We start from the raw sequence: 20,935 nt of genomic DNA, 5'->3' as shown, positions 1-20,935 counted from the left end.
CCCAAGGTAGATGCAAACCGATCGATACGGAAAAGGGTTACAACGGTTCCCGGCACTGGGGTCCACCCAAACAGCTGGCTCCCGGAAGGGAAAGCGCGCCGGCGCATTACAGCGCGGCGCGGATCTCATTCGGTGTGTGCTGCAGCTGCACAGACCTGGCCACCGACCCGGTGGCGAGGTCGACCGCGAGCAGCCTGGACCCGGCCGGATCCGTGACGTAGGCCGTGCTCCCCAGGACCTGGAGCGCCGGCCGCGGCTGCTGCCAGTCTGCGGGCTCTTCCCAGGGATCAATTACGGAGATGCTGGAGGCCACGACTCCAGTTCCGGCATCTATGACATGCAGCGCCCCGTCGGTTCCCAGTACCAGGGCTTCTCCGGCCGGACCGCGGCCCAGTGACCGGAAGGTATAGCTGGTACCCAGCTCCACCAGCTGAACCCTTTCCGAGGCGGTATCCACCAGCGCTACGCGTTCGGGCCGTTCAAGATCAGCATCGCGGTAAGTCTTGTAATCCGCCAGCACCACCGTGGATTCGGGCGAACCTGCCTGGTTTCCCATGCGGCCATAGCTGTCTGGACTCGGCACCTTGTGGAAGCTGCCGTCCCGGTAGACCAGCATTCCGTCCTCGCAGCCAAAGGCCAGTGATCCCGCGGCTGCAGCCTCTCCGTGGAGGCCCGGGCATTCGTCACTGCGTAGCAACTCGGTGCCGCCGGCGTCCAGAACTGCAGCGCCTGTCCTCCCCTCCACGGAACCCACGCTGGCGAGCAGCCCACCGCCGTCGAGCGGTACCGCTATTCCGTGGTGGGCCTCCGGCAGCTGCACTTCTTCGGTCTCGAGGCGCCCGTCCCCGAGACTGTCTGTGCCCACGAAGCTCACCGTGCCGGTCGAATCGTCAAAGAACGCCGTTTGTCCGGCAGCGGACACAACATGACCGGGCTTAGCCGCCTTCACGACGGCTCCGGTCAGGGACGGCTCTGAAGTGTAGTGGTGGGCATGGTCGCCATGTGCCTCAGACCAGCTCCCGGTGTCCAGCAGGTGAAATCCCTCATTCGCTGACACGGCAAGGTGCCTTCCGTCTCCGGCGCTGGAGAGTCGAAGGAAACCCTCAAGCGGAATCTCGGAGATGGGCTCCAGGGATTCGGCACCGAAAACGGTGAGGCCGCCGTCATGGGTGAGTACAAGCCGGGGCGCCGCTGCGGACTGTTCCTGGATGGAAGGAGAAGCTGCGGGCTCCGAGGACGAACTACCAGCGGGGGTTGAGCCCGATGGTGAGCTGCAGGCTGAGAGCAAAAGGGCGGACAGGGTCAGGGCCGCCGCAGAAGCGGAGGGCGTTTTGAGGAAGTTCATGCAGAAACCATAACTTAAATGAGAATCATTATCGTTTAAGTTACGAACCGCTTATTTCCCCGCTCTCCGGGCGCCGGGACATGCAGGGTGCCCGATTGCAGTACGGGCATTCCCGCGGCGCTCCACGGTTGGTAGCCTCGGCAGCACAGCGGTTCCTTCCGCTTCCGATCAAAGGAGATCGTCCATGCCGAACCTCGCTGGAATCCTGGCCGAGACAGCCGCCCGCCTTCCGGACCAGACTGCCCTGCGGATCAATGACACGGTCATCAGTTACTCCGCATTGAATGCCATGAGCGCCCAGGTGGCCGGCCTCCTTCGCGCCCGCGGGGTGCAGCGGGGAGACAGGGTCGCGCTGATGATGCCGAACATTCCACCGATGGCTTCGGTGTACTACGGGGTGCTTCGGTATGGAGCGGTAGTCGTTCCGATGAATCCGCTGCTGAAGGGCCGCGAAGTTGCGCACACCCTCTCCGACTCCGGGGCAGGCCTGCTTTTCGCCTTCGAATTGATGCTGCCGGAGGCTGTTGCCGGCGCTGAGGAGGCCGGAGGAGTCGATGTAATTCCGGTCAACACAGGCAGCTTCCGGCAGCTGCTGGCAGACAGCGAAGCCGACGACGGCGTCGCAGAGGTGGACGATGAAGACATCGCCGTCATCCTGTACACCTCGGGAACAACCGGACGCCCCAAGGGTGCAGCCCTCAGCCACAACAACCTGCGCAGCAATGCAGAGGTGGCACGGAACCTGCTGGACACCACCGAATCAGACGTGATCTTCGGGGGCCTGCCCTTCTTCCATGTGTTCGGCCAGACTTCCGCCCTGAATGCAGCCGTCCTGACCGGCGCAAGCATCAGCATGCTGCCGCGCTTCGACGCTGCCGCCGCACTGGAAATCATTGAAAGAGACCAGGTCACCATTTTCCAGGGCGTGCCAACCATGTACATCGCCATGCTCCGGCACCCGGATGTGGCCTCAACGGACACTTCGTCCCTGCGGGGTGCCATCACGGGCGGATCGGCCATGCCGCTGGAAGTCCTGCGCGAATTCGAGGAGGTCTTCGGCAACGACCTGCTCGAAGGCTACGGACTTTCCGAGACCTCCCCCATTGTCTCCTTCAACCTGCCCGGGGACACACGTCCGCCGGGTTCAATCGGCAAACCGGTCTACGGCATGGAAGTGCGGATGCTGGACGGTGCCGGGCACGATGTTCCGATTGGCGAAATCGGTGAGATTTCCGTCCGCGGCCTGGGCGTTATGAAGGGGTACTGGAACAACCCCGAAGCCACGGCGGCAGCGATTCCGGATGGCTGGTTCCGCACCGGGGACCTCGGGAGATTCGACGACGAGGGCAACATTTACATAGTCGACCGGAAGAAGGACATGATCCTGCGCGGCGGCTACAACGTGTACCCGCGCGAAGTGGAGGAGATCCTGTACGAGCACCCGGCGGTAGCTGAGGCGGCCATCGTCGGCGTCCCTGACGAGCTCAACGGCGAGGAGATCGCCGCCGTCATCGGGCTCAAGGCGGAGAACCTGCCTGCGGGTGACGAGGAGCGGCAGGCCCTGGCGGCGGAGATCCAGCAGTTCGCCAAGGACCGGCTGGCAGCCTACAAGTATCCGCGGCGGGTGGTCTTTGCCGATGAACTCCCCAAGGGTCCAACCGGCAAGATCCTCAAACGGCAGATCCGTGACGAACAGGCCGCTGCCCAGGCGGCCACCGCGGACGCCTAATCCCGCAGCCGGCCGGCAGGGACTCCGGTTTAGCGGGAGACCTTGCCGGTCAGCGAGGCGACAGGACGCAGGAACAGCGGCCGGGCGGCCACCCAGGCGGCCACCATGATCACCACTGACGCGGCGAAGAACCAGAATCCGGTCCAGCCGGTACCGTCCGATGCGGCGTACATATGGTTCAGATTCCGCAGCGCGCCCGTAGTGAGCACCAGCGTCACGTGGACAATGATGAACAGCACGAAGTAGAGCATCACCGGGAAGTGCAGGGCCCGTGCAGTTTCGATGGGGAAGAAACGGTTCAGCCGTTTGGCCTTCGAGGGCCACGACGGCGACATCCGCAGGCCGGTGAGGATGGCCAGCGGAGCCGCAATGAAGACGATGGAGAAGTAGGACAGAACCTGCAGGCTGTTGTAGTTCACCCACCCGTTCTCAGTGGGCCAGTCCAGGGAGGCGTACTGCAGTGCCGTGGATGCCGCGTTGGGAAAAACACCCCAGCTGGTGGGGACCAGCCGCATCCACTGTCCGGTCGCGAAGAGCAGGACGTAGAACACCAGGCCGTTGAGCACCCATAGAACGTCGAGGCTCAGATGGAACCAGAGATCCAGGCTGATCTTCTTCGGCTGGTTCCGGGTGCGGATCAGGCCTTTGTTGTTGCGCGTCCAGGACCCCACAGGCCGCTGCCGGGTACGGATCAGCCACCCGGACCGGATGATGAGCAGCAGCAGCAGCGAGTTCAGGAAGTGCTGCCAGCCCACCCAGGCCGGCAGGCCGACCGGAGCACCTTCGGGCAGATCGGTGTGGCCCGGGTACATGCCCAGGAATTCCTGCCCGCCGGGGGTTTCGCGAAGCCACCGGGCCGCCAGTACGATCAGTGCCAGAACGGCCAGTGACGCCGGAATCATCCAGATCAGCTTGGTCCAGCGTGAGCGGGCGGCTGGCTTTGTTGCCGTCGGGCTCATGCTCCTGCCGTCCCGGGACGGGTTGCGCTGCAGGTACGGCACGTCTTTGTGCCGTGTGTGGAAGGGTAAATCGTCACGGGTCCCCGCTTGTTGTTGTGTCAGTCTTTTGCCGGTGAGCCTACCCGAAACGCCAGCTACTGGGCCCGCTCGCCCGCGATTCGGCTGACAGCAGGTTCGGGCACCGCTTCGCCGGAAACGTCCGGCAGATCGGTTTTCCGGTCCGAACGGACCAGTACCAGTCCTGCAACAATCAGTGCTCCGCCGACCAGCTGCACTGTCCGCGGCAGCTCCGAGAGCAGCAGCCAGGCCCAGAGGACGGCGAAGAGGACTTCCGTGAGGGATACGAAGGACGCCACGCGGGGGCCCAGGGCACGCGCCGCGATGATGCCGGTGACGTACGCGAGGACCGTGGAAAGCAGTACAAGTCCGACGAGGGGAACCCACCAGCGCGTCACCCAGCCGGCCAGTTCGACGTCGTCCGTGCTGAATCCAACCGGCAGAAGCCCGGTCAGTCCCAACAGGACCATCGTGGCCGCACCTACCAGCAGCCCGCCGGTGGTGAGCACCAGCGGCGGGAGGGTGTCATTCTGCTTGGCGGTGATGAAGAAGTACATCGCCAGGCAGACAGCGGCTGCCAGGCCCCACGCGATACCCAGAGGATCCACCCGAATGTCTCCGCCGAGGTCAAGCACCAGCACCAGCCCTGCGACGGCGGCGGCAGCACCGGCGATCGTGGCCGCTCCGGGCCGGCGGCGGGTCCGCAGCCACATCCACAGCACCATCAGCACCGGTGCCAGGAACTCGAGCAGCAGCGCCACCCCCACCGAAAGCCGCTCAACGGCGTTGAAGTAGAAGAACTGGCAGCCGGCCACGCCCACCAGCCCGAAGAGTCCAATGGTCTTCCAGTTCTGGCGGACCTGGTACCAGCGCCCATGCAGGGCGATCAATGCGGGGATCAGGAGTACGGCAGCGGCCCCGCCCATGCGGAAGGCCACGGCGGTAGCCGGAGTCCATCCGGCCTCCATCAGTGATTTCGCGAAGGAGCCGGAGAGGCCGAAGACCGAGGAGGACAGGAGAGCAATCAGGATGCCGGAGGCGCCGGCAGACCGGATGCGGGCTTTTCCGGCGGCTGCGGAGACGGGCTTTGCCATGGACTGACCTTTCAAGGAAACGGGCCCGGCTCCCCGTGGACGTGTCACGAGCTATCTAGGCCTATGCTAGTGACATTATGGTCGGCAATGTCAGGAGTCAAGATGGTTTTCACTTATGACACCGAGATGGCTTTGGCCAGTGCCGTGGCGCTGGTCAACACCGGTTATGAGGAGCCCGACCCGCTGGTTGACGACGCGGGCCTGACGGAATTCCTGCTGCGGGAGCGCTTCTCCGGATCCCGGACGCATACCCCGGCCGAGCTGCGGGCAGTTCTGGAGCTCAGGGCAGACCTTGCCGCCCTGTGGACTGCCGGGGAGGACGATCTGGTGCACGGGATCAACCGCCTGCTGTCGGCCTCCAGGGCCCTGCCGCAGCTGGTCCGGCACGACGGATGGGACTGGCACCTGCACTGCACGCCGCCGGAAGCTGAACTCGCCGACCGGATGGCCACCGAAGCTGCCATGGCCCTGGCTGATGTTGTCCGTGCCGGTGAACTTGGCAGGCTCCGGACCTGCGCGGCACCGGATTGCCGCAGCGCCGTCGTCGATCTTTCCCGCAACCGGTCCAGGCGTTACTGCGACACCGGCAACTGCGGCAACCGCGAGCATGTCCGTGCCTATCGGCGCCGGCTGGCATCCGCGGAGTCCACGACTAAAAACAAGTAGCCTTTTCAATTGCCCTGCCTCGCATTGCCGGTTAGGCTCCGGGGCATTCCGGGTTGTCCGGTCCAGTTTCCAGTCTCGAGTCTTTAGTGCATGTGCGCTTTGGCATGCCCCGGAAGGGCAGGGCTGGGTTACGCCTATTGGGGGTTAATTTTGATAACGAGATCAGCGCGGGCCCTGCCCGTACCGGTCCGGGCTGTAGCAGCAACTGCCGCCCTGGCCGCAGGAGGGTTCCTGGTGGGAGCGCCTGCCCAGGCCAGTCCCGGAGGAGGCCTCCCGGGGGAGACTGCGCCGCCTGCGGTCACGGAAAGTACCGCCGGAGCCCTTCCTCCCGGCCTCGCCGAAGCCCTGCAGCGCGACCTGGGCATTAATGAACAAGAGTTTCAGGCCGCCGGTGAAGCCGGGCAGCGTGCAGCCGCAGCCCTGCCGCAGCTGGAGACGACAGAAGGTTTCGCCGGACTGGAACTGCGTAACGGCGAGATTCTGGTTTATGGCTCCGGCCCGGACCTCGAACTCCTGGCACAGGAGCTGGGTGCCCGCCTTCTGGCACCTGCGGACGGCCCCAGTGATGAGACCGGACCCGCAGACGAGATCACCGAGCCCGCTCCCGATTCCACCCCGCCCGATGCGCAGGAATCCGTCGAGGCTCCTGCTGCCCAGGAAAACACCATTCCTCCCGCCACGGACGCCCCGAAGCCTGCACAGGCCGCTTCGGACCTCGCGGCCCTGGCCCGCGACTACATTTCTGCCGTCGGCGTGCAGGGACTACAGTCCGTAGCCCTTGACGCCCACGGCTTCACCATCAAGGTTGCAAGCCCCGAGGAACCCCGGCAGACGGATGAGTCCAACCTCAGGATGGCCTCAGCACCCACGGCAACGCCTGCAGATTTCGCTTCCTCCTACACCAACGTCACGGTGGAAGAGTCAGCCGGTGCCGGAAAGCCGCTGGCCGAAGAGGTGTTTGGCGGACAAGGCTACTACGGCGAGGCCGGGCCGGGGATGTACGCCAGCTGCTCCATCGGCTTCAACGGCTGGGACCCGGCAGGGAACCCGGCAGTAATCACCGCGGGGCACTCTACCGGCGACGGCACTGTGGCACAAACCCTCCTCGCACCGGACGCCGGCGAGGCACCCACCACCGCGCTGGGCACCTTCGGCACGTCGGTCTTCGGCGGGCCGGGCAACACCCCGGTCAATCCGGACAATCCGGACCCTGCTACCTTCGGCACCGACGTCGCTGTCATCAATTCCATCAACGAGGACCTGGACTTGGTTCCGGAAGTCACCCAGTGGGACAGCGAAGGCCTGTCCGAAACCACAACCCGCATCACCGGTGTGGGCACCGCCGTCGTCGGGCAGCCGGTCTGCCGCTCCGGCCTCACCACCGGATGGAAGTGCGGGACGGTGACCGAGCTGGGCATCTTTATGGTTGCCGGCCACAACAACGGACCCGACGAGGAGGACATCCGGGCCGTCATTGGTTTCATTTCAGACCTTGCGGCTTCTCCCGGCGACTCCGGCGGACCCGTCATTGCCGGCAGCACGGCACTGGGAGTGGTCAGTGCAGGCTTCGATACCGACAGCGACGGAGTCATCGACGCAGTGGGTGCCTCAGACCTTACCTCTGCCCTGGCCTACACCCCTGGCTACACGGTTGCCGCATTCGTAGAGGCACCCACGCTCCGCGTTCAGGACGGCGATACCGTCTACACCGACCAGGTGCTCACCGGGACTGCTCCCGCAGGCTCCGTGGTGCGGGTTTCCCTCCCGGGCGGGGGCAGCGAAATCCCGGTTGCCGCTGACGGCACGTGGTCCATGAAGATCCCGCGGACTGTCGGCGACGGGGACAGCACCCGATTCAGCCTCACGGCAGCGATCGGCTTCAACGAGTCCAGGACCACCGAGTACAACCTCGTGACCCGATACTCAGCCCTGCATGCTCCCATCCTGCTCTCCCCCGCTGACGGTTCTTCGCCCGTCGGGGCCGTGAGCTTCGTTGAGGGCACCGCTGAACCCGGTGCCACTGTGGACATTGAACTTGTACCTGCTGCGGGCGCCGGTGCAGCCCAGGTCCTGGCCGCCGGGGATCCGCAGGAGCTGACTGCCACAGCTGATCCCACAGGTGCCTTCTCCGCTGAACTGAGCGAACCCCTTGTTCCGGGCAATTACACGCTGGCCGCTGTGCAGTCCGGCATCCAGGGCAAGACCGCCTCCGACACGGCAACCGCCGCCTTCACCGTGCTGCACCCGGCACCGGCGATCACGTCCCTGCGTAATGGGGAGGTTTTCACTGAGGCGTCAGCCCCGCGGACCATTTCCGGAACCGGAATTGCCGGAGCGTCCCTGACCCTGGGCATTGGCAGTGAAAGCCCCGCCACGGTCGTCAGCGACGACGGAACCTGGAGCATCGACGTAGGAACCTGGGCACCCGGAGAGTTCACCGTCACGGCTGTCCAGGAACTCGACGGCGTGGGTTCGGCCCCGGCCACAGCCACCGTAACGGTCACCGCGCTCCAAGTCGCCGCAGTGTCCCGGACTCCCGGTAACCTCGCCGTCACCGGCGCCGATGGCGGTTCAATGATGGCGCTGCTGTCAGCGGCCGGCGTCCTGCTGGCAGGCGGCGCCGCCGGCATCGGTCTGAGCCGGCGCCGCAGTACCCGCTAGGAATCCGCGTCCGGCCCGGGAGAAACGCCGCACAGCTCCCGGGCCGGAATGCAGGAGGTCACAGCTAACCGGCATCAAATGTGCACGGCAGGGAGGGCATTGGGCCGCCGGAGGGTATACGGGCGGTAGGGAAAACCTAGAATTGATGGGTCGAGCAGTACGGCACCCCAAGCCTCCAGGAGCCCTCATATGGAGCAAAAACTGCGTTCTGCCCTGCCCCCGCGCACTGCCTGGTCCGTATTGGGAATCTGTGCGCTTTTCTGGCTCTTGTCAGCGTTCGGACTGCTGCAGATGCCGCCGTCGGTCCCGCCTGTGCTTATGTTCCTCTGGCTGTACCTGAACGCTCTGGCTACGCTGGCCAGCGCCATGGCGGCCGCGGCTGCCGGTGCAGCGCTGCTGCTTCACCGGATGGAGTCCCTTCCGGTCCGGGACGGGGACGACCAGCCGGGTCCAGCGCCGGTTTCCGCGCTGGAAGCGGCAGAAGAAACGGACCTGCAGCAGCTGCTCAGTGAACCGGCTGGTTCCCTGGAACCACAGCCGGTGGCCGCACCGGCAGGAAAAACGGGACAGCAGAAAAAACCGCAGCGCAAAAAACGCCGGACCCGCTAACGCGCCTCAGCAGCAGTGCGGGCAGGTTAGGCGTTGCCGTCCCGGGAATCGCCCGGCGTGGATTCGCCGTCTTCGGAGGTTTCCTGCCTGCGGGCAGGGGCTCCAACACTGCCGGCTCCGCCGGGGATCTTCGCCGAAGCACGGTTCACACCCGAACCTTCGCTGAGGTGGTCCGGGTTTGGCTTCTCGGTCATCAGCAGGAGCGAGGAAATCAGCAGCGATGCGATGAACGCAATCCCGGCCGCCGTGAGTCCGAGGTCCAGCCTCAGCTCCTTGGTAGCTCCGCCGGTGGCGAAGATCATGGTGGTGATGCCGGCAATGACTGCCAGGACTGCGGAGAAAACCAGCGGGGCCTTCACGGAATTCCGTTTCTGCGTCCCACCGGGCTGGCTCTTCGCCACTATCTGTCCTCCTGCGTTGTCGGCTGGGCGGTCTTCTACCTGAGGTAGAAGCCGCGGATGCTACTAGTTTACGGCCTGCCGTGCGTCCTTGCTCTCCGGCGCCAGGCTGGCGTCATGGCGCAGCCCCAGTCCGGAGATGGCCAGGACGACGGCGATGATGACGGCGGAGCCGCCGCTGACGCCCAGCAGGGCACGGATGTGGCTGCTTTCCGCAAGCGAAAGGAAGACCGGCATCAGCACGGCTGCGCCAATTGCTGCAGCACCGGTGATGAGCCAGTCACGCGCAGGAGCGAAGGCCTTGCGGACACGGAACCAGAAGGCGAATTCGATGAGTCCGCCCACCAGCAGGGCAGCTCCGGCCACGAACGCGAACACAGTGGCCGACTGGACAACCGCTGTCACCACGCCGGCTACGGCATACACTGCCGCTGAGACAAGCAGCGCCGCAGGGACCTGCGGAACGTTGCAGGACCTGGCCAGCGCCGACATGCGCCACAGGCTGACGCCCGTCAGGAGAAGGTACAGTCCGCCCGCCAGGGCGAGCACGGAAAGTGTGGGTTCCTGCCAAAAAATGGTCACTCCTCCGTACACCGCGGCAATCGCGGAACGGAGAAGAATCGGAACCCAGGGTGCCTTGGGGTGGGGTGCGCCCACGGTGAGCCTCCGCTTTCAGGTTGCTTGGGGGCCGGTTCGGCCGCTCCTTAGCTTAGTCCTTCCGCAATACAGGTGCAGAACCCGTGATCATCCAGGCATCGCCGCGGGCGCGGAGGGACAAAGTCACCGCTCGCGCTGCCATATATCCCAGCCCGAACGCCGCCCACAGCCAGGCGATCCCGCTGCCTCCCTCCAGCCCGGACACATGCACCCACCAGAGCAGGGGCAGGTAGGCAAGCAGGTTCAGCACGCCGGTCAGTGCCAGGTATTTCGCATCCCCGGCACCGATGAGCACGCCGTCCAGAACGAAGACCAGTCCGCAGACCGGCTGCGCGGCGGCCAGGACCCAGAGCCCGGCTGTCAGAGCCTGCTGCACACCGGGGTCCGGCGTGAAGATCCAGCCGACGAACGGAGCCGCCAGGGCCAGCAGAACGCCGGTTATGACGCCGAACCCAACACCCCACGCGGACATCTTCCGCGTCAGGTCCCGGGCCATTGTCCGGTTTCCGGCACCCAGCTCCTTGCCGATCATGGCCTGCGCCGCGATGGCCAGGGCGTCCAGGGCAAAAGCCAGGAAGGTAAAGAAGGTCATCACGAGCTGGTGTGCTGCCAGGGACACGGGACCTTGGGCAGTGGCCACTACGACGGCGGCCAGTACGGCTGCCCGCAGGCTCGCTGTGCGCAGCATCAGCCATGATCCAACGTGGACGCCTGCCCTAATCCCGGCACCGGTTGGCCGCAGGGAGACCCCCTCCCGGCGGGCCATCCGCGCAACCATGACCAGATAGGCGGCGGCCATGCCCCACTGGCTGATGCTGGTGCCGAGTGCCGCACCGGTCACCGAAAGGCTGAACCCGTAGACCAGCAGGAAATTCAGGGCGATGTTGATGCTGAAACCTGCCACGGCGATCACGAGCGGGGTCCTGGTGTCCTGCAGCCCGCGCAGCACACCGGTAGCGGCCAGCACCACCAGCATGGCGGTCAGGCCGGGCATGGACCAGCGCAGATAATCCACTGCGTACTGGTGCACTTCCCCTTCGGCTCCGAGAACCGATGCGATCCAGGGCGCCAGCAGGATTCCGGCGGCGGAGAGTCCCGCCCCGAGGAGGATTGCCAGCGCAATGCCGTCCCTGCCGGCGGCGACGGCTTCGCGGAGCCGGTTGCCGCCCAGGAACCGGGCTACCGTTCCCGTGGTCGAGTAGGCGAGGAAGACCATCAGTCCAACCGCTGTCTGAAGCACGGTGGAAGCGAGTCCGACGCCGGCGAGCTGGTTGACGCCAAGATGGCCAACAATGGCAGCATCGGCGAGCAGGAACAGCGGCTCGGCAATCAGGGCACCCAGGGCCGGCAGGGCCAGTGCCAGGATTTGCTGCCCCAGGCTGCGGTTTTTCGCTGCGGGTGTCCCGGTGTTCACGGTTCCAGCCTACGGCCGGTACCCGTGTTCCCCTGCTGCCTCAGCCCGGGCAGCGTCGCGGCCAAAGCAGCTGCGACAGCCAGCAGGACAAGAACGAAACCGGCCAGGCCGGGCCAGCCTGCTCCCTGGAAGAAGAATCCGGCCAGCCAACCCAGCAGACTGGATCCGGCGTAATACGCCAGGTTGTACAGCGAGGAGGCCTGTGCCCGCCCGCCTGCGGCCATAACCGGCACCCACCCTGAGGCCACGGCATGCGCACCGAAGAAACCGCCGGTGAAAACCACCAGTCCGATGATGACCGCGGGCAGCGACTGCAGCTGTGTCAGGGCAAGTCCCGCAGCCATCACGCCCGTGCCGGCCAGCAGCACCGTCCGCCGTCCGCCCGGTACCCGGCCGGCGGCCCGCCCTGCGATGCGGGAAGACCAGGTTCCGGCCAGATACGCCAGGAACAGGGAGCTGGCGAGGGACTGAGGCAGGTTGAAAGGCGCGAGTTCCAGCCGGAAGCCCAGGTAGTTATAGACCGCGACGAATCCGCCCATCAGCAGGAACGCCTGGGCATAGAGCACCAACTGGCGGCCTGAACGCAGGTTTCCGGCGAGGCGGGCAGCCAGTGAGGCACCGCCGTCGGCCCTGCGCTGCGGAACGTAGCCGCGCTGTTTCGGAGCCGAAAGCATAAAAACGACGGCGGCTACGGCGGCGAGCAGGCTCACCGCCGCAACACCTATGCGCCAATTGGAATATTCACCCAGCGGTGCTGCCAGGATGCGTCCAGCCAGCCCGCCAACGGTGGTTCCTGAGACATAGGTGCCTGCGGCGACGGCTGCGTGTGCCGGGCTGACTTCCTCGCTCAAGTAGGCCAGGGCAACAGCCGGGATTCCGCCAAGCGCGGCTCCCTCAGCAAACCTCAGGGCCAGCAGTACGGAGAAGTCCGTGGCCAGCGGCACCAGGAGACCCAGAATGACGGCAGCAATAATGGCCGTGCGCATTACCGGCAGCCGCCCGAACCGGTCGGCGGCCGCAGACCAGGGTATGACGGCGACGGCAAGGCCCAGCGTTGCCGCAGAGACGCTGAGGGCAGCCGTGGCGGCGCTGACGCCGAAGTCTCCGGCAAGCTGCGGCAGCAGGCCCTGAACTGAATAAAGCTGTGCGAAAGTCGCCATCCCGGCCGCGGCGAGCCCTACCAGGACACCGCGGTACCCCGGGCTCCCCCTCCGGTGCCCGGAGAATTCGACGGCTTCAGCCACGGGCGGGCCTGACGCCGTTTTCTGGATCGGCGTCAGCGCGGCGGTCCGCGAGCGAGGCCAGTTCGCGGGCCAGGTTGGCCCGTGCGGCGGTGCCCCAAAGCTCTTCGCCCCGGGCTGTGCGGAACAGTCCCTTCCCCCGGTCCAGCAGGGATTCCAACACAGCACTGCGTCCTGCCCGGAACGTGTTGTCGTCCACGTGGCGGTATTCCTGCCGCACATCTGCGGCATACCGGTCATAGGCGGCGCGGTCCCTGCCGAGCACTGCCAAGTCGGCGTCACAGAGCAGTTTTCCGTATTCATCCCCATCAGCCGGATTGTGAGCCGCGGTCAGGCGGACCAGCCGGGAGACTTCCGCGGTCTCGGCGTCCGGCACCCCGGCCGGGGGCAGCAGCTCTTCGGCCAGCACCGCCGAGGCTTCCTCATCAGAGCCGGGAACGCCGTCGTATACCGCGTCATGGAACCAGGCCGCGAGCAGCACCGGACGCTCTGCGCAGCCCAGACTGTGCAGCGCCTCAAGCACCTGCAGCAGGTGGCGCCGGTCGTGATAACGGCGGTGGGGTTCACCCCACCGGTTCAACAGCTCTGCACCAAGGTCCTCCGCTCCGGGTACCAGTGTGTCCCAGCGCCCGCGCAGCGGGTGGACCAGGGATGCGGCGCGTTCACGCGCAGGGATCCGCAGGCCGCCGGTGATCAAGGCACGAACCAGGGTGCCCCCGTCGACGGGCTTCGCTCCTGAGGCAACCAGGTCTTCATACCGTCGGAGAGGTACGTCGTAGTGGTCATGATCGAAGGCCCGGAGCGGAATGCCGGAGGCGGCCGCGAACTCGTGCAGTTCCTCCAGCGAGGTGTCCGAGACCAGGTGGGAGAAGTGCGTGCCGTGGGCAGGCCAGAGCGGCGGGTCTATATAAATCACGTGTTGCTCACAGGTAGTGCTGGGACCATTCCTCCATCCTTAGCCCACCTGCCGCACAATTTCCATCCGGCTGCGGGCGGGCACCGTGCGGCTGTGGAAGTCCCCTTCTTTCAAAGTCCCCTTGTCCCGCTGCGCACCGGGTGGTCCAATGTCTGCCATGACACAGACCACGGACACCGTCCTTGCCGTCGGCACGCGCAAGGGCCTGTGGCTGGCGAGGAGCAATGACCGGACTGACTGGCTGCTCAGCGGTCCCTATTTCCTCATGAACGAGGTAGCCAGCGTGGCACTGGACAGCCGGCACTCTCCGCCGCGGATCCTGGCAGGGCTGTTGTCCCCCCCACTGGGGACCAACGGTGGTGATGTCGGATGATCTGGGTGAAACGTGGACTGAACCCGAGGCGGGTGCCATTACTTTTCCTCCCGGCTCCGGGGACTCCCTGGGCCGGATCTGGCAGCTGCAGCCGGATTCCGCGGACCGTCCGGATGTTGTTTGGGCCGGCTGCGAACCGATCTCGGTGTGGAAGTCCACGGACGGCGGTACCAGTTTCGAACTTAACCAGGCGCTGTGGAACCATCCGCACCGGCCGGACTGGGGCGAGGGCTACGGCGGAGCCGCTGCCCATACTGTCCTCCCCAGCCCTGCGGATGAGACCGTGCATGTGGCAATCAGTTCCGGGGGCGTCTACCGCTCGGATGACGGCGGAGACAGCTGGGCTGCCCGCAACCGGGGGATTTCCGCGTACTTCCTGCCGGACCCGGACCCGGAATTCGGCCAGTGCGTCCACAAGGTGGCCCGCGATGCCGGGGACCCGTCACGCCTGTATGCCCAGAACCACCATGGCGTGTACCGCAGCGACGACTCCGGGGATACCTGGGTCTCAATAGCCGAAGGGCTTCCCGCCGACTTTGGATTCGTGATGCTGGCCCACCCCCGCACTTCGGGCACGGTGTGGACCATCCCGCTCGTTGCCGACGGGGAGCGGATCCCGCCGGACGGGGAACTGGCTGTATACCGGAGTACGGACGGGGGCGGTACGTGGACCCGGCTGGATTCCGGCTTGCCGCAGTCTGAATACAACGCAGTGCTGCGCGATGCCGCTGCACTCGATACGTCTGAACCTGTAGGGGTGTACTTCGGAACCCGTGCAGGTGACGTCTATGCCAGTGCTGATGAGGGCGGGACTTTCACCCTTGTGGCATCGAATCTGCCGGACGTGCTGTGTGTCCGCGCTGCGCAGCTTGGGAGTCCGGAACCGTGACCGGCGCCGGAGTCCGCATCCTGCTGCCGGACGTTCTTGCCCCCGCAGCAGGCGGGACCCGGGAGTTAAGCGTTCCGGGTACAGCAGGTTTGACTGTTGGTTCCCTTTTGGACGGACTGGGAGAGAAGTTCCCCGTCCTGGAACGGCGCATCCGGGACGAGACCGGAACCGTACGCCGGTTCGTGAATATTTACGTGGACGGCGAAGACATCCGCGGGCTGGACCGTCAGCACAGTGCAGTGGGCCCCGGCTCCGAGGTGATGATCCTGCAGTCCATTGCAGGGGGCTAGAGCGGGAATAGCACAAAACGGCCGGACACCCGTGGGTGTCCGGCCGTTTTTCGCTGCTTTTTACCGATTAGGCAGGCAGCTGCAGGGTCTGTCCGGTCAGGATCAGATCCGGGTGGATGACGGAGCCGGTGTTGGCTGCGTACAGAGCCTGCCAGCCGCCTTCGATGCCGAGCTTCTCGGCGATGGCGGACAGGGTGTCGCCTGCCTGGACGGTGTAGGTCTCACCGCTCACTGCAGGGGCCGGAACCGCGGCGGCCGGGCCCTGCGAGGTAGCCGGCACCTCTACCGGTGCTGCGGCTTCAACCGGAGCGGTGTAGGTCGGAGCCGGAGCCTCAACCGGAGCCGGAGCCGGAGCCTCGACCGGAGCCGAGTAGGTCTGTACCGGGGTTTCGGTTACGGGTGCCTGCTCAACCGGGGCGGCAGCCTGGGGGTTGGCGGTGGCACCGGTCATGCCCAGCTTGGCGGTGCAGGCAGGCCAGGCGCCGGGGCCCTGTTCGGCCAGCACGCGCTCGGCTACGGCAATCTGCTGTTCACGGCTGGCGTTGGCGGGGTCGCCGGTGCCGCCGAAGGCTGCCCAGGTGCTGGGCGTGAACTGCAGGCCGCCGGAGAATCCGTTACCGGTGTTGATTCCCCAGTTTCCGCCGCTTTCACACTGTGCCAGCGCGTCCCAGTCCGTGGAGGCTGCGTTGGCAGGAGCTGCCAGGCCGGCGAGGCCGGCAGCGCCGGCACCGGTGATGGCTACGGCGGCAAGTCCGCGGCGAACGTTACGGGTGATCTTCGAGTTCTTCATTAGCTGTTTGTGCTCCTGGGACCCACCTGCGCTCTGCCCGTCCCCGGGCTTCCTAACGCCGTCGCCTGCCCCCGACTGTTAGAGGTCAGGATCAGTGCTCCCACAGCGGCGACGTGCGGTGGCGTGGGGCACAGTGCAATTTCTTTTCGGCAGCACCTCTCGGATTGGGTGCCTGCCGGCCGGATCATTCAGCTTGATGGGAACCGGCGACCGCCCTTCATTCGGGCTCGCAACTACGTTAGGAGAGACCCAAATCGATATCAAATCGAGACCTTCGTGATCGGCCCGGCATCGTCCGCGCGATCGGCATGATAATGCTGATCCAGCGGCCTGATGTGCAGTTGGCCACAGGGGGTTCTCCACGCGGTTTCTGAGCGTCTGGACTTGGTTCTGCAAGCGGTCTATGGTTTGTCCTCGTGCTCACATTCTTCAATGCGCTCAAGCGCATTCTGGTGGGGCGTCCATACGGCAACGAGCAGCTCTCCCGCACCCTGCTCCGCAAACGTGTTGCCCTGCCGGTCTATGCCTCGGACGCACTGTCCTCGGCAGCGTACGCTCCGGACGAAATCCTCCTGACGCTGGCTTTGGCCGGGGTCGCCGCCGTGACGCTCTCCCCCTGGGTGGGCCTTGCAGTCATTGTGGTTCTGCTCACCGTCGTTGCCTCCTACCGCCAGAACGTCCACGCCTACCCGTCCGGCGGCGGCGATTACGAGATCGCCAGCGAGAACCTGGGCCGCCGCGCCGGACTGACGGTTGGCTCGGCCCTGCTGGTGGACTACGTGCTCACCGTCGCAGTCTCGATGTCCTCCGCAGCGCAGTACCTGGTCACCGCAGTGCCGGTTCTCCACGGACAGCAGGGCCTGCTGGCGGCAGCCGGGGTGATCATCCTGATGCTGGTCAACCTCCGGGGCGTGAAGGAAGCCGGTTCCCTTTTCGCTGTTCCCACATATCTCTTCCTGGTCTCGGTACTGGGAATGTGTGCCGTTGGATTGTTCCAGGCCGCAACCGGCAGCTTGGCACAGGCGCCCTCGGCGGGGTTTGAGCTGCGGCCGGAAGCGGGGCTCGACGCCGGCCTCACCGGCCTTGCCGGCGCCTTCCTGCTGCTGCGGGCTTTCTCCTCCGGAGCCGCCGCCCTTACCGGCGTGGAAGCGATCAGTAACGGGGTTCCGACCTTCCGCCAGCCCAAGAGCCGCAATGCCGCCACCACACTGCTGCTCCTTGGTGGCCTGGCGGCAGCCATGCTCGCCGGCATCCTGGCCCTGGCCAGTCTCACAAAGGTCCATTTTGTGCAGGATCCTGCAACGCAGCTGCTTCAAAACGGCGTTCCTGTGCAGGACTACATCCAGCATCCGGTCATCAGCCAGCTGGCCGAGACCGTCTTTGGTGACGGGTCTCTCTTCTTCTACGTGGTGATTGCCGCCACCGGGCTGATTCTGGTATTTGCTTCAAACACTGCCTTCAACGGTTTCCCCATCCTGGCGTCGGTCCTGGCAAAGGACGGCTATCTTCCCCGCCAAATGCGCACCCGCGGTGACCGGCTGGCTTTCAGCAACGGAATCATCGTGCTCGGCCTGGCGGCCCTGGCGCTGATCCTGGTCTTCAACGCCGATGTGACGCGGCTGATCCAGCTCTACATCGTGGGGGTCTTTGTTTCCTTCACGGCCAGCCAGCTGGGCATGATCCGGCACTGGACCGCGAAGCTGCGCACTGAGCGCAAGCCGGAGGTCCGCCGGCGAATGCAGCGGTCCCGGATCATCAATTCCTGCGGTTTTGGCATGACGGCACTGGTGCTGGTGATCGTAGTGGTCACCAAGTTTGAGCATGGTGCGTGGATCGCCCTGCTAGCCATGGCATTCCTGTACGTGGTGATGGACAGCATTCGCAGGCACTATGCCGCTGTGGCCGAGGAGCTGCAGGTGGAAGACAGCCCTGAGGCCCTCGCCCTGCCCAGCCGGGTCAACGCCGTCATCCTGGTCTCGAAAGTCCACAAGCCGGTGCTCCGGGCCCTGGCGTACGCGCGGGCCTCGCGTCCTTCCAGCCTCAACGCCATCATTGTCGACCTGGATCCCGAAGAGACCCAGAAGACGGTGGAGGACTGGGAACGGCTGCGCATCCCGGTCCCCCTGACGGTGCTCTCCTCCCCTTACCGCGAAACTGTGTCTCCCGTCCTGGCGTACCTGCGTGAGGCACGCCGCTCCTCCCCCCGCGAACTCTTCGTGGTCTACATCCCCGAGTACGTCGTCGGCCGCTGGTGGGAACAGCTGGTACACAACCAGACGGCCCTGCGCATCAAGGCCCGCCTGCACTTCGAGCCCGGAATCATGGTGGCGAGTGTGCCGTGGCAGCTGGCGTCGAGCAAGGATGCAGCAGCCGCGTCCCGCCAGGCTGCGCGGGATACCCAGGGTACGCAGCCCGGGCACGGCACGCAGGGGCCCGGCGCCTCGTAGCGCGCGTGCCGTGCAGCACCCGCGAGCCTCAGCTCTGCAGGATTCCGCCGCGCTGTGCGGCCGCAGCTACAGCGGCGGAGGTGTCCTCTTCGATCAGTTCCGCGTTGATGGCGGTGGCAGCAGCCAGTCCTGCGGACGCTGCACCGATGACCTGAGTCATGGGGGCTGTCAGGTTTCCTGCGGCAAAGATCCCCGGGACGGATGTCACGCCGCTGGAATCCGCTGCCACGGCAGTCCCGACGGCGAGGTCGCCAAAATGCTGTTCCTCCGCTTCCAGACCCACTCCGGAGAGGTAGTCCGCCCGGGCGCGCAGCCGCGTCAGCACCACCAGTGCCTGCCGGGACACAAACTTGCCGGAGGCCAGGCGCACGCCGGTCAGGCCGGCATCGCCCTCAACTGCGGCAACGGCACCGTCCACAACCCGGATGCCGCGGGCAGCCAGCTGCCGGGACTGCTCTGTATCCGGTTCACCCGCATCGTTGAGGAAAAGCACAATGTCTTCGCACCACTGCCGCCACATCAGCGCCTGGTGCACCGCGGTGTCCAGGTGCGTGGCCAGTACGCCAAGCCGCTTCCCCCCGGCTTCCCATCCGTGGCAATACGGGCAGTGCAGCACATCCGTGCCCCAGTGCGCCGCCAGGCCCGGAATGTCCGGCAGTTCGTCGGACGCTCCACTGGCGGCGAGGACACGCCGGCTGGTCAGCACAGTGCCGTCCTGCAGCCCAATCCTGAAGGAACCGTCCCCTGCACGCAGGACGGATTCCACGGTCCCGTCCACGATGGTCCCTCCGTAACCCTCAACCTCCCCGCGGCCCACCGCATACAGCTCTGCGGGAGAGGCACCTTCCCTGCCCAGGTAGTTGTGCACACCCGACGCCGGGGCGTTCCGCGGCTCGCCTGCATCCACGACCGCTACCCTCCTCCTGGCCCGGGACAGGGCCAGTGCGCCGCTCAGCCCGGCGGCGGAACCGCCCACCACAACGACGTCGTAATCCACCTTGCCGCCCCCGTTGCCGGTCATAGTCCCGTCCTTCACAATCTGCCTCCGAAAACCTGCCTCCGGCCCGGTGCCGGATCTCCTGCCTGCAAGTTTTCTGCGCCGCCGCCGGGGACACAACCGGTTTTGCTGTTATGGCAAGATCGGGTTTATGAACCAGGACGTAAGGACAGTCGTGGACGGGATCGGGCCACGGCTGCGTTCGCTGCGTACCTCACGCGGGCACACCCTCACTGCGGTGTCCTCGGCAACCGGCATTTCGCTGAGTACACTCTCCCGGCTGGAAAGCGGCCAGCGCCGGGCCACGCTGGAGCTGCTGCTCCCCCTCGCCGGAGCCTACGGCGTTTCCCTGGATGAGCTGGTGGGCGGTCCGCGGACCGGGGACCCGCGGGTCAATATGCGTACGACGCGTCACCGTGGCGCAACAGTGATCTCGCTAACGGAGAAGGCCAGCGGGATCGGTGCCTTCAAATACATCCTTCCGGCGGTGAAAAGGCCTGCCACACCTACTCCGCAGGCGCATGACGGTTACGAGTGGCTTTATGTTCTCAGCGGCCGGCTGCGCCTGGTGCTGGGCGCCACGGAACTGAGCCTGGGTGCGGGCGAAGCCGCTGAGTTCGACACCAGGGTTCCGCACTGGATGGGGAACGCAGGCCAGGACGCCGTCGAGTTCCTGGCGCTTTTCGGGCCGCAGGGCGAAAAAGCCCATGTTAGGGCCAGGCCGTCAGATCCGCGCCCGCGGCCGGAGCCTTCCTGACCCGCTACGCTCCGGGCGTTCCGCGGCCGGCCAGGACGGAGCGGTAGGCGTATTCGGTCAGACGGCCGTCCTGCACCGCCTGCTCAACCGCGGCGAAGGACCGCGGACCCTGATCAGTGCTGTACGGGAAATGAATCAGCTCGGCGATCAGTTCCCACTCCTCGCTGATGGAGTCGATGAGATCAGCCGGCGTTTCGTCCTCTCCGGCGGGCAGGGCCGTCCAGGAGTCAGCCGGAACCCGGTACGCCTGCAGCCGGTCAAGGTCTGCCTCCAGTTCCGCCAGGGACGCATATTCAGTCTGGGCCTCGGGCGGCACGGAGCCGTCCGGTGTTGCCAGCTGGCTGACGAACGTGGTCTCGGACGAAGGGTAGATGGAAGTCGGTACCGGTTCGCCCTCTTCCAGGTAGGCCGGCAGCTGGGACGGCATCCAGTACCAGGCATCGCCCTGGTCGGCTCCCCCGGGCTGGTCCCTTTCGCTGATCCAGCCGCGGCCGGCCAGCAGTGCCTCTGCCTCGTCGCTGAAGTATGCGGTCTCCCCGCGCAGCATGGCGTTGACCTCATGCTCGGCGCGGCGGGCCTGCTTCTTCTTGGAAACGGCCTTCTTGCGGGGCTTGGACTTGGGCACGGGAGCTCCTGGGGTGGTGGA

Annotated in this window: 18 protein-coding genes and 1 pseudogene; 8 read left to right on the top strand and 11 right to left on the bottom strand. The window is 65.8% G+C overall.

Annotated elements, in window-relative coordinates:
• Positions 1-106 precede the first annotated feature (106 nt).
• Positions 107-1,345 carry a zinc metallochaperone AztD gene (aztD, locus tag FYJ28_RS10345; protein WP_154579195.1) on the bottom strand — a complete coding sequence of 413 codons (1,239 nt, stop codon included), beginning with the start codon at positions 1,343-1,345 and terminating at the stop codon, positions 107-109.
• 184 nt (positions 1,346-1,529) lie between these two features.
• Between aztD and FYJ28_RS10340 the strand changes: the two genes are divergently transcribed.
• Positions 1,530-3,074: a long-chain-fatty-acid--CoA ligase gene (locus FYJ28_RS10340; protein WP_154579194.1), complete on the top strand. Its 1,545-nt coding sequence runs from the start codon at positions 1,530-1,532 to the stop codon at positions 3,072-3,074.
• A gap of 29 nt (positions 3,075-3,103) precedes the next feature.
• On the opposite strand, the gene FYJ28_RS10335 is transcribed toward FYJ28_RS10340, so the two are convergent.
• Positions 3,104-4,033, bottom strand: a complete 930-nt coding sequence (locus FYJ28_RS10335; RefSeq protein ID WP_154579193.1) for a cytochrome b/b6 domain-containing protein — start codon at positions 4,031-4,033, stop codon at positions 3,104-3,106.
• A 134-nt stretch (positions 4,034-4,167) separates the two neighbouring features.
• The gene (locus FYJ28_RS10330; RefSeq protein WP_055242898.1) at positions 4,168-5,184 is read right to left on the bottom strand and encodes an EamA family transporter; all 1,017 of its coding nucleotides are present in this window, start codon (positions 5,182-5,184) and stop codon (positions 4,168-4,170) included.
• A gap of 102 nt (positions 5,185-5,286) precedes the next feature.
• On the opposite strand from FYJ28_RS10330, the gene FYJ28_RS10325 reads away from it, so the two are divergent.
• The 3 genes from FYJ28_RS10325 (at position 5,287) to FYJ28_RS10315 (ending at position 9,120) form a co-directional block, all read left to right on the top strand.
• Positions 5,287-5,850, top strand: coding sequence for a CGNR zinc finger domain-containing protein (locus tag FYJ28_RS10325; RefSeq protein ID WP_154579192.1), 564 nt, complete (start codon positions 5,287-5,289; stop codon positions 5,848-5,850).
• 150 nt (positions 5,851-6,000) lie between these two features.
• Positions 6,001-8,511, top strand: coding sequence for a S1 family peptidase (locus tag FYJ28_RS10320; RefSeq protein ID WP_195840650.1), 2,511 nt, complete (start codon positions 6,001-6,003; stop codon positions 8,509-8,511).
• A gap of 189 nt (positions 8,512-8,700) precedes the next feature.
• Positions 8,701-9,120: a hypothetical protein gene (locus FYJ28_RS10315; RefSeq protein ID WP_154579190.1), complete on the top strand. Its 420-nt coding sequence runs from the start codon at positions 8,701-8,703 to the stop codon at positions 9,118-9,120.
• A 26-nt stretch (positions 9,121-9,146) separates the two neighbouring features.
• On the opposite strand, the gene FYJ28_RS17125 is transcribed toward FYJ28_RS10315, so the two are convergent.
• From FYJ28_RS17125 to FYJ28_RS10290, 5 genes are all read right to left on the bottom strand, one after another.
• Positions 9,147-9,521 carry a hypothetical protein gene (locus FYJ28_RS17125; protein WP_195840649.1) on the bottom strand — a complete coding sequence of 125 codons (375 nt, stop codon included), beginning with the start codon at positions 9,519-9,521 and terminating at the stop codon, positions 9,147-9,149.
• Positions 9,522-9,584: 63 nt separating this feature from the next.
• Positions 9,585-10,175 carry a hypothetical protein gene (locus tag FYJ28_RS10305; RefSeq protein WP_154579189.1) on the bottom strand — a complete coding sequence of 197 codons (591 nt, stop codon included), beginning with the start codon at positions 10,173-10,175 and terminating at the stop codon, positions 9,585-9,587.
• A gap of 52 nt (positions 10,176-10,227) precedes the next feature.
• Positions 10,228-11,589: an MATE family efflux transporter gene (locus FYJ28_RS10300; protein WP_055242887.1), complete on the bottom strand. Its 1,362-nt coding sequence runs from the start codon at positions 11,587-11,589 to the stop codon at positions 10,228-10,230.
• Complete coding sequence (locus FYJ28_RS10295) at positions 11,586-12,833, bottom strand: MFS transporter (protein WP_326831649.1); 1,248 nt, start codon at positions 12,831-12,833, stop codon at positions 11,586-11,588. Before FYJ28_RS10295 ends, FYJ28_RS10300 begins: the two co-directional genes overlap by 4 nt.
• Positions 12,826-13,746, bottom strand: coding sequence for a DUF4031 domain-containing protein (locus tag FYJ28_RS10290; RefSeq protein ID WP_326831648.1), 921 nt, complete (start codon positions 13,744-13,746; stop codon positions 12,826-12,828). The genes FYJ28_RS10295 and FYJ28_RS10290 overlap by 8 nt, the downstream gene beginning before the upstream one ends.
• Before the next feature lie 148 nt (positions 13,747-13,894).
• Between FYJ28_RS10290 and FYJ28_RS10285 the strand changes: the two are divergent.
• Both FYJ28_RS10285 and FYJ28_RS10280 read left to right on the top strand, forming a co-directional pair.
• A pseudogene (locus tag FYJ28_RS10285) lies at positions 13,895-15,008 on the top strand (exo-alpha-sialidase).
• Positions 15,005-15,298: a MoaD/ThiS family protein gene (locus FYJ28_RS10280; RefSeq protein ID WP_235472140.1), complete on the top strand. Its 294-nt coding sequence runs from the start codon at positions 15,005-15,007 to the stop codon at positions 15,296-15,298. The pseudogene FYJ28_RS10285 and the gene FYJ28_RS10280 overlap by 4 nt, the downstream one beginning before the upstream one ends.
• 67 nt (positions 15,299-15,365) lie before the next feature.
• Here FYJ28_RS10280 and FYJ28_RS10275 read toward each other — a convergent pair whose 3' ends face one another.
• A complete protein-coding gene (locus FYJ28_RS10275) occupies positions 15,366-16,088 on the bottom strand; it encodes a LysM peptidoglycan-binding domain-containing protein (RefSeq protein WP_154579188.1) in 723 nt (240 codons plus the stop codon).
• Between the two features lie 416 nt (positions 16,089-16,504).
• Here FYJ28_RS10275 and FYJ28_RS10270 point away from each other — a divergent pair, with 416 nt between their 5' ends.
• On the top strand, positions 16,505-18,535 hold the full coding sequence (locus FYJ28_RS10270; protein ID WP_055242882.1) for an APC family permease: 2,031 nt from the start codon (positions 16,505-16,507) through the stop codon (positions 18,533-18,535).
• A 28-nt stretch (positions 18,536-18,563) separates the two neighbouring features.
• On the opposite strand, the gene FYJ28_RS10265 is transcribed toward FYJ28_RS10270, so the two are convergent.
• Complete coding sequence (locus FYJ28_RS10265) at positions 18,564-19,556, bottom strand: NAD(P)/FAD-dependent oxidoreductase (protein WP_154579187.1); 993 nt, start codon at positions 19,554-19,556, stop codon at positions 18,564-18,566.
• Between the two features lie 127 nt (positions 19,557-19,683).
• On the opposite strand from FYJ28_RS10265, the gene FYJ28_RS10260 reads away from it, so the two are divergent.
• The gene (locus FYJ28_RS10260) at positions 19,684-20,289 is read left to right on the top strand and encodes a helix-turn-helix domain-containing protein (RefSeq protein ID WP_154579186.1); all 606 of its coding nucleotides are present in this window, start codon (positions 19,684-19,686) and stop codon (positions 20,287-20,289) included.
• A gap of 4 nt (positions 20,290-20,293) precedes the next feature.
• Here FYJ28_RS10260 and FYJ28_RS10255 read toward each other — a convergent pair whose 3' ends face one another.
• Positions 20,294-20,914: a hypothetical protein gene (locus FYJ28_RS10255; protein ID WP_055242876.1), complete on the bottom strand. Its 621-nt coding sequence runs from the start codon at positions 20,912-20,914 to the stop codon at positions 20,294-20,296.
• Positions 20,915-20,935 lie beyond the last annotated feature (21 nt).

The sequence above is a fragment of the Arthrobacter sp. BL-252-APC-1A genome (genome assembly GCF_009696625.1).
GTDB lineage: Bacteria > Actinomycetota > Actinomycetes > Actinomycetales > Micrococcaceae > Arthrobacter_B.
This window is presented reverse-complemented; position numbering and strand designations above follow the sequence as displayed.

Excerpts from the sequence above, each read along its gene's own strand:
- FYJ28_RS10265 (WP_154579187.1), bottom strand. The coding sequence starts at position 19,556 with ATGACCGGCAACGGGGGCGGCAAGGTGGATTACGACGTCGTTGTGGTG.
- FYJ28_RS10335 (WP_154579193.1), bottom strand. The coding sequence starts at position 4,033 with ATGAGCCCGACGGCAACAAAGCCAGCCGCCCGCTCACGCTGGACCAAG.
- aztD (WP_154579195.1), bottom strand. The coding sequence starts at position 1,345 with ATGAACTTCCTCAAAACGCCCTCCGCTTCTGCGGCGGCCCTGACCCTG.
- FYJ28_RS10275 (WP_154579188.1), bottom strand. The coding sequence starts at position 16,088 with ATGAAGAACTCGAAGATCACCCGTAACGTTCGCCGCGGACTTGCCGCC.
- FYJ28_RS10325 (WP_154579192.1), top strand. The coding sequence starts at position 5,287 with ATGGTTTTCACTTATGACACCGAGATGGCTTTGGCCAGTGCCGTGGCG.
- FYJ28_RS10315 (WP_154579190.1), top strand. The coding sequence starts at position 8,701 with ATGGAGCAAAAACTGCGTTCTGCCCTGCCCCCGCGCACTGCCTGGTCC.
- FYJ28_RS10260 (WP_154579186.1), top strand. The coding sequence starts at position 19,684 with ATGAACCAGGACGTAAGGACAGTCGTGGACGGGATCGGGCCACGGCTG.
- FYJ28_RS10330 (WP_055242898.1), bottom strand. The coding sequence starts at position 5,184 with ATGGCAAAGCCCGTCTCCGCAGCCGCCGGAAAAGCCCGCATCCGGTCT.
- FYJ28_RS10340 (WP_154579194.1), top strand. The coding sequence starts at position 1,530 with ATGCCGAACCTCGCTGGAATCCTGGCCGAGACAGCCGCCCGCCTTCCG.